Origin of the sequence: Blautia sp. An81, from assembly GCF_002161285.1 — a bacterium.
GTDB classification, from domain to species: Bacteria; Bacillota; Clostridia; order Lachnospirales; family Lachnospiraceae; genus Blautia; species Blautia ornithocaccae.
In genome coordinates, this window is the sequence record NZ_NFHH01000002.1 from 54398 (window position 1) to 72185 (window position 17788).

The 17788-nt window shown below is 46.9% G+C and carries 12 protein-coding genes; 9 read left to right on the plus strand and 3 right to left on the minus strand.

Going from position 1 to position 17788, the window contains the following annotated elements:
* Positions 1-107 precede the first annotated feature (107 nt).
* The 8 genes from B5G33_RS21830 to B5G33_RS02215 all read left to right on the plus strand — a co-directional run bounded on the left by B5G33_RS21830 (position 108) and on the right by B5G33_RS02215 (position 10076).
* Positions 108-491, plus strand: coding sequence for a Na+/H+ antiporter NhaC family protein (locus tag B5G33_RS21830; RefSeq protein ID WP_242971355.1), 384 nt, complete (start codon positions 108-110; stop codon positions 489-491).
* A 102-nt stretch (positions 492-593) separates the two neighbouring features.
* Positions 594-1022, plus strand: a complete 429-nt coding sequence (locus B5G33_RS02185; protein WP_087273402.1) for a hypothetical protein — start codon at positions 594-596, stop codon at positions 1020-1022.
* Between the two features lie 23 nt (positions 1023-1045).
* Positions 1046-2389, plus strand: a complete 1344-nt coding sequence (locus tag B5G33_RS02190; RefSeq protein WP_087416595.1) for a vWA domain-containing protein — start codon at positions 1046-1048, stop codon at positions 2387-2389.
* Complete coding sequence (locus B5G33_RS02195) at positions 2386-3912, plus strand: ATP-binding protein (RefSeq protein WP_087416596.1); 1527 nt, start codon at positions 2386-2388, stop codon at positions 3910-3912. The genes B5G33_RS02190 and B5G33_RS02195 overlap by 4 nt, the downstream gene beginning before the upstream one ends.
* Before the next feature lie 84 nt (positions 3913-3996).
* Positions 3997-5796 carry an Hsp70 family protein gene (locus B5G33_RS02200; RefSeq protein ID WP_087416597.1) on the plus strand — a complete coding sequence of 600 codons (1800 nt, stop codon included), beginning with the start codon at positions 3997-3999 and terminating at the stop codon, positions 5794-5796.
* Positions 5784-7064, plus strand: coding sequence for a J domain-containing protein (locus tag B5G33_RS02205; protein ID WP_087416598.1), 1281 nt, complete (start codon positions 5784-5786; stop codon positions 7062-7064). The genes B5G33_RS02200 and B5G33_RS02205 overlap by 13 nt, the downstream gene beginning before the upstream one ends.
* Before the next feature lie 146 nt (positions 7065-7210).
* Entirely contained in the window at positions 7211-8812 is a 1602-nt protein-coding gene (locus B5G33_RS02210; protein ID WP_087416599.1) for a xylulokinase, read from the plus strand.
* A gap of 193 nt (positions 8813-9005) precedes the next feature.
* Positions 9006-10076 carry an alpha/beta hydrolase gene (locus tag B5G33_RS02215; protein WP_087416600.1) on the plus strand — a complete coding sequence of 357 codons (1071 nt, stop codon included), beginning with the start codon at positions 9006-9008 and terminating at the stop codon, positions 10074-10076.
* A 328-nt stretch (positions 10077-10404) separates the two neighbouring features.
* On the opposite strand, the gene B5G33_RS02220 is transcribed toward B5G33_RS02215, so the two are convergent.
* Entirely contained in the window at positions 10405-11154 is a 750-nt protein-coding gene (locus B5G33_RS02220) for a helix-turn-helix domain-containing protein (protein WP_158229566.1), read from the minus strand.
* 269 nt (positions 11155-11423) lie between these two features.
* Between B5G33_RS02220 and B5G33_RS02225 the strand changes: the two genes are divergently transcribed.
* Entirely contained in the window at positions 11424-13712 is a 2289-nt protein-coding gene (locus B5G33_RS02225) for a glycoside hydrolase family 3 C-terminal domain-containing protein (RefSeq protein WP_087416602.1), read from the plus strand.
* Positions 13713-14301: 589 nt separating this feature from the next.
* On the opposite strand, the gene B5G33_RS02230 is transcribed toward B5G33_RS02225, so the two are convergent.
* Both B5G33_RS02230 and B5G33_RS02235 read right to left on the minus strand, forming a co-directional pair.
* On the minus strand, positions 14302-15189 hold the full coding sequence (locus B5G33_RS02230; protein WP_087416603.1) for an alpha/beta hydrolase: 888 nt from the start codon (positions 15187-15189) through the stop codon (positions 14302-14304).
* 77 nt (positions 15190-15266) lie between these two features.
* On the minus strand, positions 15267-17753 hold the full coding sequence (locus tag B5G33_RS02235) for a beta-mannosidase (RefSeq protein ID WP_087416604.1): 2487 nt from the start codon (positions 17751-17753) through the stop codon (positions 15267-15269).
* Positions 17754-17788: the final 35 nt, after the last annotated feature.

Genomic DNA, 17788 nt, shown 5'->3' on the forward strand with positions numbered 1-17788 from the left:
ATTGGGTATCCTGCCTTTTTCCTGCTTAAATCTATATTTTATAGGACAATTATAGGACATTAATAGGACAATATGTCCTGTTAAACAGTGATGTAGATGGAAACAATATGAATAAATCAGATGTGATTGACAAAGAAAATTATATTCCAGGAGAACCTATTTTTACCGGGGATATTGATATCCCAGGGATGACAGAAGAAACTCTTAGATATCATTTAAAAAAGCTTACTGACAGCGGAAGCATATCTCTTACTGGTGTGTATCTGGTTACCTTTTCAATTGTGGGACCGATTCTGGGACCATTGTTTGATAAGTATAATCTTCACAGGAAGAACTTGTCCCGCATGCTGGAAGATACGGGAACCGTCTTTTCGCCTATTATTCCATGGAGCAATATCTCTATCTTTATCCTGGGAACGCTGGGAGTCAGTTCCTTTGAATATGCCACAATCCTTGAAGACACTTGGATTGTGGCATTTCCTGCGTTATGAAAAAGAAAGGATGGGCCTGCTTCTTGCCATCCCCCCCTCTAGATGTTAAAATCTTTAACAGAGAAATAAATTAGAGAAACCTACTGAAGGAGCCATAAAATCGTGAAAAATAATGAAAAATTCCAGACGGATGTGGAAATGGTTCCCAAGGCTCTCCGGGACCAGGCCCAGACCAGGGAGCCGGAAGAGGAAGCAATTGGACTTTATAGGAAATTTACTACTACAAAACAAGAGCCTGTGCGGCTGGCAGCGGCCCTTCGTGGATTTTTTCTGCCTGAGGCAGAAGACCAGGAGAAAGAGGCCTATGGTATATATCTGAAAAGCAGGATCCGCCCGGCAGTAGAAGCCCTGATTGACGGCGATGATGTAGAAAAGCTGGAAGAACTGGAGTCTCTGGGCTGGTTGGATGGAAAGAATCTGGACAGTTTTATCCGGATTGCCAGACAGAAGCAGAAAAACGCTGCACTGGTATGGTTCTTACATTTGAAAAAAGAAAAGAACGGCTTTAAAGACAGGGATTTTTCCCTTTAGCAGTATGAAGGCAGGTGAGAGGAATGGACGGGATATTTGAGGAAAGACAGCAGGAGGAGGCTCGGAAGCGCCGGGAGGACCTGGGAATCCGGATACTGCAGAACTGCCGGAATGAGCTGTATTCTTATTTTCCTTATCTGGACGGGGCATTTGCCGGTCTGCCATACCGGCCACGGGAAAAGGACAGGACTATAGGTACAGATGGTGAGTATCTTTATTTTTCGCCGGACTTCCTAATCTGGAAATACAGGGAAAATCCCCGGAGCATCCGGCGGGGATATCTGCATATGCTTCTACACTGTCTGTATCTCCATCCTTTTTACGGAGAAACCTTTCCGCCAGGGGAATGGAAGGACAGAGAGAGATGGAATCTGGCCTGGGATATGTGGGTGGAAGAAATCATAGAGAGAGAACAGATACCTGACCTTTCGCCAGGGAGAGATCCTATACGGGAACAATGTTTTGGGATTATGAGAGGACAGTCTCTGTCAGCAGAGAAAATATATCATATGCTGGAAGCAGGAAGATTTCCTTATACTGCTAAGGAACTTCACAGGGCTTTTTCTTTTGATGATCATCGATGCTGGGAGAAGAAAAAGCAGGAGAAAAAAGGAGCAGGGACCAGAAAAAAATGGGAGGAGATCCGTTCTCTTACCGGACAGAAAAAGCAGCAGAAAAAGAAAAGAGCAGGAACCCACAGTGGATCTGATGAGGAGGAAGTGGAAGTACGGTTTCGGAGAAAGTATGACTACCGAAAGTTCCTGAAACGATTTGCAGTGCCAAGGGAAGAGGTAGAGCTGGATACAGAGAGTTTTGATTATATTTTTTATAATCTGGGTATGGAGCGGTATGGGAATACTCCTTTAATCGAGCCCTTAGAATATAAAGAGGTGAACCGGCTGGAAGAATTAGTTATTGCCATTGACACGTCCAGTTCCTGTTCAGCGGAAAGGGTCCAGGGATTTCTGGGGGAGACCTATGGGATACTGGAGGAAAAGGAGAACTTTTTTCGGAAGATGAAGGTCTATCTAATCCAATGCGACAGCTATATTCAGGATGTGAAGGTCATCCATTCTGAGGGAGAGTGGAGGGCCTACAGTAGAAATATCAAGATCCGGGGCAGAGGCGGTACAGATTTTCGTCCGGTGTTCCAATATGTCCGTGAGCAGCAGGAAAAGAAGGAAATCCGGAATCTGAAGGCCCTTATCTATTTTACAGATGGAGACGGGATTTATCCTCAGAGTAAGCCGGATTATGAAACTGCATTTGTATTTCTGGAGAAGACGGCCAAAATGGATATGGTGCCGGACTGGGCTTATAAACTGGTCGTTCCGGCAAAGACAGGGAAACAAGAGGGAGCACTATGAACATAAAAGAGGCAAAAACAGAGATTATCAATACTATTCGAGCATATAACAAGAAAGACGACCTGGGATGCTACACCTTTCCTTTGGTAAGGCAGAGGCCTATTCTCCTTATGGGACCTCCCGGAATCGGAAAGACCGCCATTATGGAGCAGGCTGCCCGGGAATGCAGAGTAGGACTGGTAGCTTACACCATTACTCACCATACCCGGCAGAGCGCTATTGGACTTCCACACATTGAGACGAAAATGTATCAGGGAAAAGAAGTTAGTGTTACAGAATATACCCTCAGCGAAATTATTGCTTCCGTGTATCGGTGCATGGAGGACACAGGAAACAAAGAAGGGATTCTCTTTATCGACGAGATTAACTGTGTATCAGAAACTCTGGCGCCGACCATGCTCCAGTTTCTTCAGAATAAGACTTTCGGAAGTCATAAGGTGCCCAGAGGGTGGATTATTGTTGCAGCAGGAAACCCTCCGCAGTATAACAAATCCGTCCGGGAATTTGACATTGTTACTTTGGACAGAGTGCGTAAGATTGACGTAGAAGCAGACTGTGACGTATGGATGGAGTATGCCTGCCGCCAGGAAGTCCATCAGGCAATCCTATCCTATCTGAGGATTAAGAAAGAAAATTTCTATTCTGTGGAAAACACCGTAGACGGAAAGTTTTTCGTCACAGCCAGAGGCTGGGAAGATTTGTCAGAAATCCTGAAAAGCTATGAAGCGTTCCAGATTCCTATAACGGAGGCTTTAGTCAGTCAGTATCTTCAGAAGGAAGAGACGGCCAGGGATTTTACAGCCTATTATCAGCTGTACCGAAAATATGGAACAGATTATGGGATTACGGATATACTGGAAGGCAGCCTTTCAGACAGAGACTACGAGGAAAAGGCGGCTATGGCTGGGAAAGGCGGTTTTGAAGAGAGGTTTACGGTAGTGAACCTTCTGATGGGAGCTCTTCATACCTCCTTTGCCGGCTTTGCAGGAAGAGAAGGAAAGCTTATCAGCCTTCACGAAGCCCTGGGCTATCTGAAAAACTATGTCCGGGAACACGGAGAAATCCAGGACATAGAGGCCTTTATCCAGAACCGAAGGAACAGTATGGAAGTGAAGATAGAAGCAGGATTGATGACGGAGAAAGAAATCGGAAAAGAAAACTGGGTGATTGGAAAGCTGGAAGAATATTGCCTGAACCTGAAAAAAGAACATATCCGGAAATCTTCAGAAGGATTTGAAAGGATTAAAGAGTATTTCAGCAGAGAGACTCATGAGAGAAGCAAGGAGATAGAGAAAATCCTGGAACAGACAGAAAGAGCCTTTAGATTTGCAGAGAAGTCCTTTGGAGACGGACAGGATATGGTACTTTTTGTATCCGGCTTGACCCAGGACACTCTGGCTATGGATTTCCTCAGCCTTCATGAAAGTCCGCTGTATATGAAATGGAGCGAAAAGCTTCTTTACAGGAAGGAAGAGGAAAAGCTTCTGGAAGAATGCAGGAAGGAAGAAAGCATGCTGGAATAGCAGACGCTTTTCTTATAAATGATGACATGGCCGGTTTTTGGCTGAAAAGCCGCCGGTATTAGAAAGACAGGAAGGGGGGATTTTATGTCATATCTTTTAGGCATTGACCTGGGAACTACCAATTCCCTGGGCTGCGTATATAAAGATGGAAGGATTCAGCTGATTCCCAATCGCTACGGTTCCTATCTTACGCCCAGCGTAGTCAGTGTAGATGAAAACCAGGAAATTATTGTAGGTGAAATTGCAAAGGAACGGCTTATTACCGCTCCTGAAAGAACGGCCAGTTCTTTCAAGCGGTTTATGGGAGAAGAGAAGACCTTTCATCTGGGAGGCCTTAACTTTACCCCGGAGGAACTGTCCAGTTTTGTGGTCCGCTCTATTGTGGAGGATGCCCAGGCTTATCTGGGAGAGGAGATTGAGGAAGTGATCATTTCGGTTCCTGCTTATTTCCACGACAAGCAGCGGTATGCCACGAAAAAGGCAGGGCTGCTGGCCGGGGTCCAGGTCCATCGGCTGATCAATGAGCCCAGTGCGGCGGCTTTGGCCTCCTATATGGATAACGGAGAAGAGCAGCTGTTTCTGGTCTTTGATTTCGGAGGAGGAACTCTGGACGTATCCATTGTGGACTGCTTTGAAAATGTGGTGGAAATTGAGGCTGTGGCAGGAAATAACCATCTGGGAGGGGATGATTTCCATCAGATTATGGTGGAAGCCTTTCTGAAAGAGCATGGCATTCCAAAGGGTGATGTGTCCAAAAAGGATTTGGCGGTACTGGAAAGACAGGCGGAAAAATGCAAGCGGGAATTGAGCGACGCCCAGGAAAGCAGGATGACTGCCTGGATAAAGGGGCAGGAGTATACCAGTGTATATACCAACCGCCGGCTGGTGGAGGAAAGCGCCGGAATCTTCTATAAGATTAAGGAGGTGCTGAACCATGCGGTAAAAAGTGCCCAGATACGTCCGGAGGATTTGTCTGATATTGTTATGGCAGGAGGTTCCAGCAAGATGCCTGTTGTCACATCCTATGTATCTCACTTGTTCCACCGGGAGCCTCAGATTAATCTGAACAGTGATGAAATGATTGTCCGGGGATTGGGGTATCTCTGCGGCGTTAAGGCAAGGGAACAGTCGATCAAAGACTATGTACTGACGGATATCTGCCCATTTTCTCTGGGAACAGCCACCAAAAATGCCAGCGATGCCAGCAACCCTTATTTTACCCCGATCATTCCCAGAAATACCGTGCTCCCCTGTTCCAGAGTCCATAGATTTTACACGGCGGAAGACCATCAGAGACAGGTGACCTTCCCGGTGCTTCAGGGGGAACATGTCTATGCCAGAGACAACCGGAAACTGGCGGAGTATACCTTGACGGTTCCTGATGGTCCTGCGGGACAGGAGGCTTTGGATGTACGGTTTACCTATGATATTGACGGAATCCTTCTGGCGGATATACAGGTGGTCTCTACAGGCCATACTATCAGCAGCGTGGTGTCTCAGACCGTGGATGACGAGAGGCTCCAGGCCAGGATGAAGGAACTGGAGAAGCTGAAGGTACATCCCCGGGAGGTTACAGAGAACAAGCTCCTCCTCAGCCGGCTGACGACACTCTGTGAGGAATGCCCTCCCAGCCAGAGGGAATATTTTGCAGGCCTTATCGCTCTTTTTGAGAAGGTTCTGGAAGAACAGAATCCCAGAAAGATTAAAAAATACGGGGAACAGATTCAGGACACCATTGATAACTTTTCCCTGGGAGAGGCTTTGGATGACTTTGATTTCTGGGGAGATTTTTATCAGGAAGAGGGAGAAGAAGAGAAGGAACAGGAGGAGAAACCAGAAGAAGATCTGGATTTTATGGAGTTTAGTAAAAAATGGACAAATTAACAGCCCAAAAGGTTCTGGGCGTCAGCCCCGGAGTTTCGAAAAAGGAGATTAAGAAAGCTTATGCGGCAATGCTCCGTATGTATCACCCTGAGGATTATCCTCAGGAATTCCAGCGGATACAGGAAGCTTATGAGGTTTTGATAAAAGGAAACGGAGACGGCGGAGGTTTCTGGGAAGAAAAGGAAGCGGATATGGAAACCGGGGTTCCCCAAGAGAGACAGGAAGAAAGCCAGAACCGGGAAAGTGAATTCGAGGCGGAAGAATCAGGCCAGCAGGAGAATGAAGAGGAGCCTGATACAGAGGAGCCGGGGCAGCAGGAACAGGAGCCTCTGAACTGGAAAGAATTGGAGCAGGAGGAATCTTTCCGCCAGGCAGGAGACAACTGGGAAACCTGGAAACGACAGCGGGAAGAGGAGCTTCGCAGGGAAGAAGAGGAAAGAAGGAAGTTTCAGGAAGAGGAAGCCCGCAGAGCCCGGCAGCAGGAAGAGCGTTACCGCAGGGCCAGACAGGAAGAAGAACTGAGAAAAGCCCGGGAGAAAATAGACTTTGAAAAGATTGAATGGAAGGCCCGGGAGGAAAAGGAGCTGAAAGACCAGGCTAATATAGCCCTGGCCCTCAAGGATCTGGAAATCATCCTTACCACAAATTCGAAAAAACACCGGCTGAAATGCTATGAGGACTTCTTTGCCAAAGAAGAATATAAAGACCTGCTTTTTGACCCAGAGTGTGTGGAAGGAGTCTGCAGACTCCTGGAGAATACTCACCTGAAACGGGAAGTCTATGAGATATTCGCCAGAGAATATCACATGCGCGAATATCAGCCTGAACAGTTAAAGCCCGGTGCCAGAAAGCTGTATCATATCCTGGATTCTCACTGTAAGTTTAAGAAAAAAAGACGTAAATATTATATTGGCGGATGGATTTTTGTAGCGGTATTGGTGCTGCTGAGAAGTATGATGAGAGCTACAGATGACAACGACTGGTTCTACTTTCTTCTTGCTCTGGTGATAGCGGGCTTGTACTGGGGATACAGCCGTCTGCTGAAATATTATTCCAGATGGCGGATACATATTGTCTACAGTCTGCTGATCACAGTCAGCCAGTTTATCATGCTTATGGCAGAAGCCTATACGCCTCTTCTGGGAAATCAGGAGGCGGGAGATACCTTCGGGGCTTTGGTCTTTACCGGAGGGTGCCTGTATTTTCTGATAACAGTGGCTGCTTATATAATCACCAGAATCCTACATAGATTTAAGAGACATGGATAAGATCTGGAGAGGTAGGTCGACTTGTGAAAAAACAAGTAGAATAACAAGCATACAAGCACTATAATGTAAATTAGAATGTTAATAAAGTGTAAAGCTGTCCGCCGGGATGGGGACAGAATAAACCAGAAAAACAGGAGGGTATTTACATGAGCGCAGAAAAGAACAAAAAAGCAATTCAGGAAGGCCGGGCGGTACTTGGTATCGAGCTTGGTTCCACCAGGATCAAAGCAGTGCTGGTCAACGAGGAGAATCAGCCCATTGCTTCCGGAAGCCATGAATGGGAAAACCAGTATGTAAACAATATCTGGACCTACAGCGAGGAAGCGATCTGGACAGGTATCCAGGACAGCTATCAGGACATGGCCAGAGATGTGAAAGAAAAGTACGGAGTGGAGATCACAAAGCTGGGAGCCATCGGCTTCAGCGCCATGATGCACGGCTATATGCCTTTTGACAAAGAGGGAAATCTTCTGGTGCCTTTCCGTACATGGAGAAACACCATGACAGAGAAAGCCAGCGAAGAACTGACAGAACTGTTTGCTTATCATATTCCTCAGAGATGGAGTATTGCTCACCTGTATCAGGCTATGCTGAACAAAGAAGAGCATGTAAAGGATATTACCTTTATGACCACTCTGGAAGGGTATGTGCACTGGAAACTTACTGGAGAGAAGGTTCTGGGAGTAGGAGAAGCTTCTGGTATGTTCCCGGTAGATATGAATATTAAGAATTATGATCAGAAGAGAATGGAGCAGTTTGAGAATCTGGCCGCTCCTTACGGATATCCATGGAAGCTCCATGAAATCCTGCCGAAAGTCCTTCTGGCAGGAGAAGAGGCAGGCCGCCTTACAGAAGAAGGAGCAAAACTTCTGGATACCACCGGAAAACTGGAAGCAGGAGTTCCTTTCTGTCCTCCGGAAGGAGATGCAGGAACAGGAATGGTAGCTACTAACAGTGTAGCCCAGAGAACAGGAAACGTATCTGCTGGAACCTCTGTATTCTCCATGGTAGTTCTGGAAAAAGAGCTGTCTAAGGTTTATCCGGAAATTGACCTGGTAACTACACCTACAGGAAATCTGGTAGCTATGGTACACTGCAATAACTGTACTTCAGACTTAAATGCCTGGGTGGGAATCTTCAGAGAATTTTCAGAAGCCATGGGCATTCAGGTGGACATGAACCAGCTTTTCGGCACTCTTTACAGAAAGGCTATGGAAGGGGAGGCAGACTGCGGCGGACTGCTGGCTTACAACTATTTCTCCGGAGAGCATATCACCGGATTTGAAGAGGGACGTCCTCTCTTTGTCCGCACACCGGAGAGCAGATTCAATCTGGCAAACTTTATGAGAGTAAATCTGTTCACTTCTCTGGGCGCTTTAAAGACTGGTATGGATATCCTTCTGAAGGAAGAAGGCGTGAAGCTGGACAAGATCCTGGGACATGGAGGTCTGTTCAAGACCAAAGGCGTAGGACAGAATATCCTGGCTGCAGCTATTGATACTCCTGTAACTGTTATGGAGACAGCAGGAGAAGGCGGCGCCTGGGGTATTGCGGTACTGGCTTCCTATCTGATCAATAAAGAAGAAGGAGAGACTCTGGAAGAGTATCTGGATAATAAAGTCTTTGCTGGACAGGAAGGCGTTGAAGTACAGCCGGATGAGAATGATGTCAAAGGCTTTGATGAATTTATGGTAAGATACAAAGAAGGTCTGGCCATTGAGCGGGCAGCAGTAGACCATCTGAAATAAAAGATAAACTGCAGGACCAGGGGGCTGCTGCATTAAGCGTATATCAGGAATATTTATACATTTTATGCGAATTTGTCGAGTATGGCTTTGAGACCATAGGCTCAAAGCAACGCAGACTGAGCAATAAAATGTATAAATATTCTCGATTTTATCTTAATGCAGCGGTCCCCTGGACTGATATGGGAGGAAGACTATGAATATAGAGAAGATCGTACTTAATGAGGAAAGAAATGTGACCCTTACTGCCTATATCCAAGAGACAGAGGGAAGGTTTGACTATATTGAGAAGCGTCCGGGAATGCTGATCATTCCGGGAGGGGGCTATCAGTACTGCTCTGAACGGGAAGCGGACCCGCCTGCCATGGCTTTTCTGAAAGCCGGGTTTCAGGTATTTATTCTCCAATACTCCATAGGCAAAGACGCCGCATGGCCAAATCCTCTGAATGACTATGAGGCAGCTATGGAGCTGATACAGTCAAAAGAGGGAGAGTGGAAGGTATACAAAGATAAGATTGCTGTTTTAGGCTTTTCTGCAGGAGGACATCTGGCGGCCTGTGGGGCCACGATGGCAGAACACAGGCCTGCAGCGGCTGTGCTGGGATATGCGGTAACCCTGGGAGACATGGTGAAAAACTGCGAAGAGACAGCTCCCGATGTGGTATCGGCGGTAGACAGACATACCTGTCCCTGCTTTGTTTTTGCCACCAGGGATGACAGCGTAGTCCCCATAGAAAACTCTCTGGAATTTGTAACCGCTCTGGCCAAAAACGGGGTTTCCTTTGAAACTCATATATACGCCTACGGACCTCACGGATTTTCCACAGGGGATACTTCCGTTCAATATAAAGATTCCCATCTGTGCAGCCGGGCGCCCCGGTGGACGGAAGACAGTATTGCATGGCTGAGGGATGTGCTGGGAGACTTTGGAGAGAAGACCATGACAGCCCCTGTCTGCCCAAAACATGTGACAGGAGACTATGACGACTACCTTTCTCTGGAATGTACCCTGGGCTATCTGCGGCATTGTGAAAAAGCCGCCCCTGTGATGGAGCCTTTCCTGAAATGGCTGGAAGAAAACCGGCAGCAGGTGGCAGACCACATAGGACCTGCCGCAGGAGAGATCACCAGAAGAGAAGGCATAGAGGGATTCTGGCTGATGACAGATAAACGCACCCTCCGGGAAATCCTGGGAAATACAGACCTGTCTTTGGAAGAGCAGGAAAGTTTGAGAAAAGGGCTGGAAAAAATTGAAAATTGCCCTTAAGGAAATATTGAGATTGTCCCGGCGCATCTGGGAAGGCGAGTTTTTTGGTAGTAAGCTATAAGGTACGGTGGCAGATTCAGAAAGCGGATTTATAACCGTAGGGCCTCGGCTGAAAGTACGGTTGCAGATTTGAAAAGTCGTTTTATAACCGTAAGAAACCGGCTAAAGATACGGTTGTAGACCCAGAAAATCGATTTATAACCGTAGGATCTTGCCTGAAAGTACGGTTGTAGATCCAAAAAGTCCCTTTATAACTGTAAGGAGCTACTTAAACTGCACGGATTAAAAATTATCAGGTCTATTATGGACTGTAAATTGTAGACTGCCCTCAACTCTGAGACTTCCGGTACCTGCCGGGAGTCTTTCCTGTATATTCCCGGAATACCTTAATGAAATGGCTTTCGCTGGAAAAGCACAGGGCAGCGCTGATTTCAGACAGAGGATAATCTGTGTACAGAAGCATGGACTTGGCAGTTTCCAGCCGCTCTTTCTGCACATAAGAAAGTGGACTCATTCCCGTCTCTTCCTTGAAGAGATGAGAAAGCCTTCCGCTGCTCAACCCGGAGGCGTCCGCTAACTGCTCCAGGGAAATTTTCTCCTGGATATGGCTGTGGATGTAGTGAATGGTGCTGCGGATGGCCTTGGAGTAGGGCGGTGATTCCTGCTTATGCTTCACGGCGCTGACAAAGTCTTTCAGAGCCCGGTTTCTAAGGCCTTCTATCTGAGAAAGGGAGGTACATTCCTCAGAGGTCTGGATATAACTGTCGCTCATGGCGTAGGCCAGATCTTCAGGGACTCCTCCGTCCATAGCAGCTCTGGTGATCTGGGTGATAAAAGAGATAAAAATAATCTGTTCCTGGCGCAGAGGATTGGTACTAAGCTTTCCGGCCTGGCCGGTCTTATTTAAATTTTCCACGCATTTTCTGGCCAGGACAAGGTTTCCCATACGCACTGCTTCCAGCATGTCTTTTTCATAACGGTAGGGCGTATGGGGAACAAAAGATTCCCTGGATGCCAGGAGGATCTGCCGTGTTTTTTTGTCTAAAAAATTAAAATTATCTTTCTCAAAAATACTCATAATCTTTCTCCCAGAATGATTTTTCATAGAACTTTTATCAGATAGATACCCGATTCCGGTGATTCCCAACTTTGAACTGCTGTAGCAGGAAGCCCCCCTGCTTTATCTCCAGGGGCTTTCGGGTTTTGCATATTTAGGTAATCGTATCATTTATAGGATACCAGAAAAAATGCAGCATTTAAATAATAAAAACAGCAAAAACATGATATTTTTTTGCGGGGATTTGTGATAGCTTTAAGCCATAAAGACATTGCAAAGGAGCGATAGAAATGAAACGTGATGTAAAAGGGATTATCAGGGAAATGACCCTGGAAGAAAAGGCCGGTATGTGCTCTGGAAAGGACTTCTGGCATTTAAAAGGAGTAGAGAGACTGGGAATTCCGGAAGTGATGGTCAGCGACGGACCTCACGGATTGAGAAAACAGGCGGCAGAGGCTGACCACCTGGGACTGAATGAAAGTATCAAGGCCGTGTGCTTCCCTACTGCCTGTGCTACAGCATGCTCATTTGACAGAGATCTGCTGGAGGAAATGGGAGAGAGAATCGGTGATGAATGCCAGGCTGAGGACCTGTCTGTAATTCTGGGACCTGCAGTGAATATTAAACGTTCACCTCTCTGCGGAAGAAACTTTGAGTATTTTTCAGAAGACCCATACCTGGCTTCTCAGATGGCTGCAGCTCACATTAAGGGCGTACAGTCTAAAAATGTGGGAACTTCTATTAAGCATTTTGCAGCAAATAATCAGGAACACAGGAGAATGTCCTGTTCTTCAGAAGTAGATGAAAGAACTTTAAGAGAAATCTATCTGGCTGCTTTTGAAACTGCCATCAAAGAAGGAAAGCCGGATACGGTTATGTGTTCTTATAACCGGATCAATGGAGAGTTTGCTTCAGAAAACCACTGGCTTCTTACAGAAGTTCTGAGAGATGAATGGGGCTTTGATGGTTATGTAATGTCCGACTGGGGGGCAGTGAATGACCGTGTAAAAGGCTTAAAAGCAGGACTTGAACTGGAAATGCCTGCAAGCGGCGGCACTACAGATAAAGAAATCGTAGAAGCTGTAAAGAATGGAGAGCTGGATGAAGCTGTTTTGGACAGAGCTGTAGAAAGAATCCTGAACATTGTCTTCAAGTTTGCAGATAACCGTCAGGAAGGTAAATTTGACAAAGAGGAAGACCACAAGCTGGCTGCGAAGATAGAGGCAGAGTCTATGGTACTTCTGAAAAATGAGGGGGTACTTCCTCTTCCAACCCAGGGAAAGAAGATCGCTTTTATCGGAAAATTCGCAGAGGCTCCCAGATTCCAGGGCGGAGGAAGCTCTCACATCAATTCCTTCAAGATCACCGGCGCTCTGGAAGCTGCAAAAGAGGTGGCCCAGGTTACTTATGCTCAGGGCTATGACATTAAAGAAGACGTTATTGACCAGGATATGCTGAATCAGGCGGTAGAGACTGCAAAAGAAGCAGATGTGGCAGTTATCTTTGCGGGACTTCCCGATGCCTTTGAGTCGGAAGGATATGACAGAAGCCACATGAGAATGCCGGAATGCCAGAATACCCTGATTTCTGAAATCGCAAAGGTACAGGAAAATGTAGTAGTTGTTCTTCACAATGGTTCTCCAGTGGAAATGCCCTGGGCAGATGAGGTAAAGGGAATCCTGGAAGCTTATCTGGGAGGACAGGCTGTAGGCCAGGCAGAAGTAGATGTACTTTTCGGAAAGGCAAATCCATGTGGAAAACTGGCAGAGACAATTCCTTACAAACTTGCCGATAATCCATCTTATCTGAACTTCCCGGGAGATGGTCAGACAGTAGCGTATAATGAAGGGGTATTTGTAGGATACCGCTATTATGATACAAAAGAAATGCCAGTACGCTATCCCTTTGGATACGGCCTCAGCTATACGACTTTTGAATACAGCGACCTTCAGCTTTCAGCAGATAAGATTAAAGATACAGATACCTTAAAGGTTACCCTGAAAGTAAAGAATACAGGAGACAGAGCCGGAAAAGAAATCGTACAGCTTTATGTGGCAGACAAGACCGGAGCTGCCTGCCGTCCGGTGAAAGAACTGAAAAACTTTGTAAAGGTAGAGCTTCAGCCTCAGGAAGAGAAGACTGTGGAAATGGAGCTGGATAAGAGAAGCTTTGCATGGTACAATACCCAGATCCATGACTGGTATGCAGCTTCCGGAGAATATGAAATCCTGGCAGCAGCTTCCTCCAGAGACATCCGCTTAAAGAAAACTGTATATGTAGAAAGCACTACAGAACTGCCTATCCATGTACACATGAATACAACTATCGGAGAACTTCTGGAAAATCCAAGGACAAAAGCTGTAATTGAGGGAATGACAGACAGTCTTATCCAGCATATGGGCGGCTCTTCAGGCGATGAAGAGGAAGAAAGCGCAGCTTCTGAAGCAATCAGCAAGGAGATGTCCCTGAAGATGATGGAGAATTCTCCTCTCAGAACTCTGAGAAGCTTTATGGGAATGAGTACCGGAGAAATTCAGGAACTGATCGTGAAGCTGCAGGCAGCGGCAGATAACAAATAACATTTTATATGGCAGAGGAATATATGCCCCGAGCCTGTCAAGCAAATGCTATTTTGGCTCCTGAAGAATAAAAAGAAAGAATCCCTTAGTCGAAGGCTTGTCTTTATACAGTCCGACTAAGGGAGTTTCTGGTCTCTACGGCCCGAAATGAAGGAATCGGGGCTTGGGAGGTAGAAAAGTAGGTGTCCCTGCGGCCCAGAATGAGGAAATCGGGAGCTGGTAGGTAGAAAAGGTCATGCCTCTGCGGCTCGAAATGAGGAAATCGAGACCTGGGCGGTAGAAAAGTAGGTGTCCCTGCGGCCCAGAATGAGGAAATCGGGCCCTGGGAGGTAGAAAAGCCTGTATCCCTGCGGCCCAGAATAAGGAAATCGGTCCCTAGGCGGTAGAAAGGCCCATGTCCCTGTGGCCCAGAATAAGAAAATCAAGATATGAGCGGTAGTAATGTAGTCAAGAGAAAGGAATCCCCTATATCGCCGACAGTTTAAAAGAATCCCCCCAGGATCTCTGCTTATTTATACCAGCAAGAGGCCTCCGAGGGGATTTTCTTTTTTATACGATCTTAGAACTTTGGCTTTTCCAATTTTTCTGTTCAGCAGAAACTCAGAAAGAACGCGCACTCTTCGTCATTGCATTTCTTTGCATCTTCTGATTTCATATTGCAGTGAAATACATGAGGAAGGAGGTTGTCTTTATTTCCATAAAAGTGATACTGAAAGGGCACGCTGCACCGGGTCAGGGCAGAGGCCATCAGGAGTGTGGGCTCTTTTAAGAAATCCCCTGTGGCTGTCATAAGAAAGACTGGAGGGAAGTCTTCTGTTACATGGGAAACCACGTTGAGAAGTTCCAGCTCTTCTTTGGTACCCTTCTGAGGAAGGTAGTCAGCCATCAGCGCCAGGGTCTGTTCATTTGGAGAGATCTGCTCTGCGTCTACCACATAGGCGCCGCAGTTGAGGGCCACCGCCTGAGGAGCGAAGCCCTGGGGAGTCTGGAAACTGTATTTCCGGGCATATTCTTTGTTGGTGCATATTGCACAGTAGAGGCCAAGGATATTTCCTCCTGCAGAATCTCCTACTCCAAAAATATGACGGGTATCAAAATCATATTCTTCCTGATGGGCAAATACCCAGGAGAAGGCCAGGTTTGTGTCTTCTAAAGGAGCCGGATATTTAAACTCCGGTGCGAGGCGGTAGGTGAAGTTTACAACTGCAAATCCTCTTTGGGCCAGGCTCATGCAGTAATACTGATATCGCTCCTTATCTCCATATACCCAGCCGCCGCCGTGGACACTGACAATGACAGGGAGCTTTTCCCCGGCTCTGTCCTTTGGCCGGTAAACGTCCAGTACCTGCCATTTGGGGTCAGAACCATAGAGAATATCGTCATACCGAATCACATCTTCAGGGGTTGTCAATCCGGCGTCCCGGATATCATCTCCTTCTTTAAAACTTTTCCGAATAAAATCACTTACTGCTGACATTTCTCCATCCCTTCCTCTCTGAAAATCTTAATGTTCCGAGAAGCCTATGGACCTCTCGGAACATCGCTTTTATACTCTTAACGTCCGATATCGTATACGCTGCGGACTCGGAGGCCTACAGGCTCTCCTCTTAAAATTTTTACTCTTCGTTCTCCGCCGTTCATATCAAAATAGTTGTCTTCCAGAACAAGATCCTCCTTTTCATTGAGAATCTCCACGCTTTTTGCATAGGAAGAAGCTTTTACTACCAGTTCATCTCCATCTACCTGAACCTGAAGCTGAGGGTCTACATAGTGGAAATATTTAGGGTAGGAGAAGATGACGGTCCCGGAAGAAAGAATATTTCCATTTTCTTCTACATGATAGCTTACATATTCCTCAAACAAATCGGCTTCTGGAAGGAGCACTTTATCCAGCCAACAGGCAGAGAGGGGAGCTACGGTGATTTCCTGGGATTCTTCCCGTATCACAGATGCGTCGGCTTTTCTCAGAGCCCATTTTACTGTGAGATGTTTTTCCTCTTTTGTCTCATTTGCCACATTTAAGCGGATAGACTTTTCAAAGGCAAAATGCTGGTGGTTCATATCTGCAGAAGCAGTCATCCAGTTCTGCTCTTCACAGGAGATCATTACCGGAGCAAAGAACCGCTTTGCATAGTAGTGAAGAGCCTTCCACCGTCCGCAGTAGTCGATAGAAGACCAGGAAGTTACGGGCCAGCAGTCATTTAACTGCCAGTAAACTGCACCCATACACTGTCCCCGGTTTCTCCGGAAGTGCTCTACTCCATAGCGGATGCCGTCTGCCTGAAGAAGCTGAGAGGCATATACCAGGGAGGAAAAATCGTAAGGGTACTTGTAGGTCTGCTGGAGGTAATACAGGATTTTTCCGTTGGCAGCGTCATTTCTCTGATGCTTTTCCATTACATAGGAGAAGATGTTCCAGTCCTGAGGATCATCGCTGATTCCCTCCTCCACTGTTTTGACCGAAGGGAAGGCCTGGAATCCGAACTCAGAAAGATAGCGGAAACCGTACTTTCTATATTCGGAGAACGGTTTGTTTCCGTGCCATACCTGCCAGAAATGCACGTCTCCCCGGTTGGGGTCCTGGGGATCGTCGAAGGAGCCCCCTGAAGAAGGGCTGGAGGGCCAGTAAAAGGTTTCCGGGTCGTATTTCTGGAGAACTTTGGGGATGATGCGCTCAAACATGAAAAGATAATCCCGGACCTCAGATGGTTTAGAAACCCACAGTCCGTCTTTGACAAAGGACTCCATTTCATTATTGCCGCACCACAGGCCCAGACTGGCATGATGGCGGAGGCGTTTGATATTGTCTATAAATTCCCGAGTGATATTTTCTTCAAATTTGGCTGTAAGCTCATAAACGGAGCAGGCAAACATAAAGTCTTCCCAGACTACCAGGCCCAGCTCATCGCAAAGGTCAAAGAATTCGTCGTCGGGATAGTAGCCGCCGCCCCATACACGGATACTGTTGAAGTTGGCCAGTCTGGCATCCTCCAGGAGCCGGCGGCGCTTCTGGGAGCTGAGCCTTCCAAGAAGGTGTTCTTCAGGAATGTAATCTCCGCCCATGGCAAAGTATTTTACGCCATTTACCATGTGGGCAAAAGATTCTCCCCACTGGTCTTTTTCTACACACATGGTCATAGTCCGAAGACCGATTCTCCGGTTCCAGGTATCCAGTACTTCTCCTTTATACAGCAGGTCAAGGGTTACCTGGTACAGGGGCTGGTCTCCCAGGCCGTTGGGCCACCAGAGTTCCGGCTCCGAAATCAGGGCAGATTCCGGGTTGTTTTCCAGAGTAAAGGAAGCTCCGTCAGGGGCAGTTACAGTTACCTGATAACCATAGAAGGCCCCTTCTTCTGTGCCGCACAGCTCTTGGAAGGCCTGCTCCTTTTTCCACTCTCTGGCACTGTAAAAAGAAGGCGCAAAATGAAGAGTCACTTTTCCGTCTTTGTGCTCCTGGGTTACGTATACAGAGTCAATCCGGGCTTTGGAAATCCCCAGCAGGGCGACGCTGCGGAAAATTCCTGCATCAGGGAGATGAGCGCCCCAATCCCAGCCATACATATAATGGGCTTTTCGGATATGGCTGAATCCTTCCCAGGCGTCTTCGCTGCCTCGGGTAGGACATTCTGCAAAGGCCTTTGCGGCGGCCTCAAGGGGGGAGTGGAGCACTGCTTCCAGGATATTCCCTTCAGATTTTAAGATGCCGACTACAGGGAATTCCCAGGTCCGGTGCATATTGAAAGCATGACCCAGCAAAATGCCGTTTAAGTAAATATCAGCCATGGTATCGATGCCCTCAAAGCGGAGGAGGGCCTGCTCCTGGTCCAGAAGTCCGGGAGCAGCATCGAAAGTACAGCTGTAAATAAAGTCATGATTGATCTCGTCTCGGACAAGCTCTTCGTTTCCCTTCCAGTAAGGTTCCGGGATTTTATTATTTTCGGCCAGAACAGTATAGACACTGGTAGGAATGGATGTAGGGAAAGATTCTTGAGAGTCTGCTCTCCTGAGGCGCCAGCCTGTATCCAGAATTTGCTTGATCATGTTCTTTTACCTCCTGATATATAAAGCTTTATAGA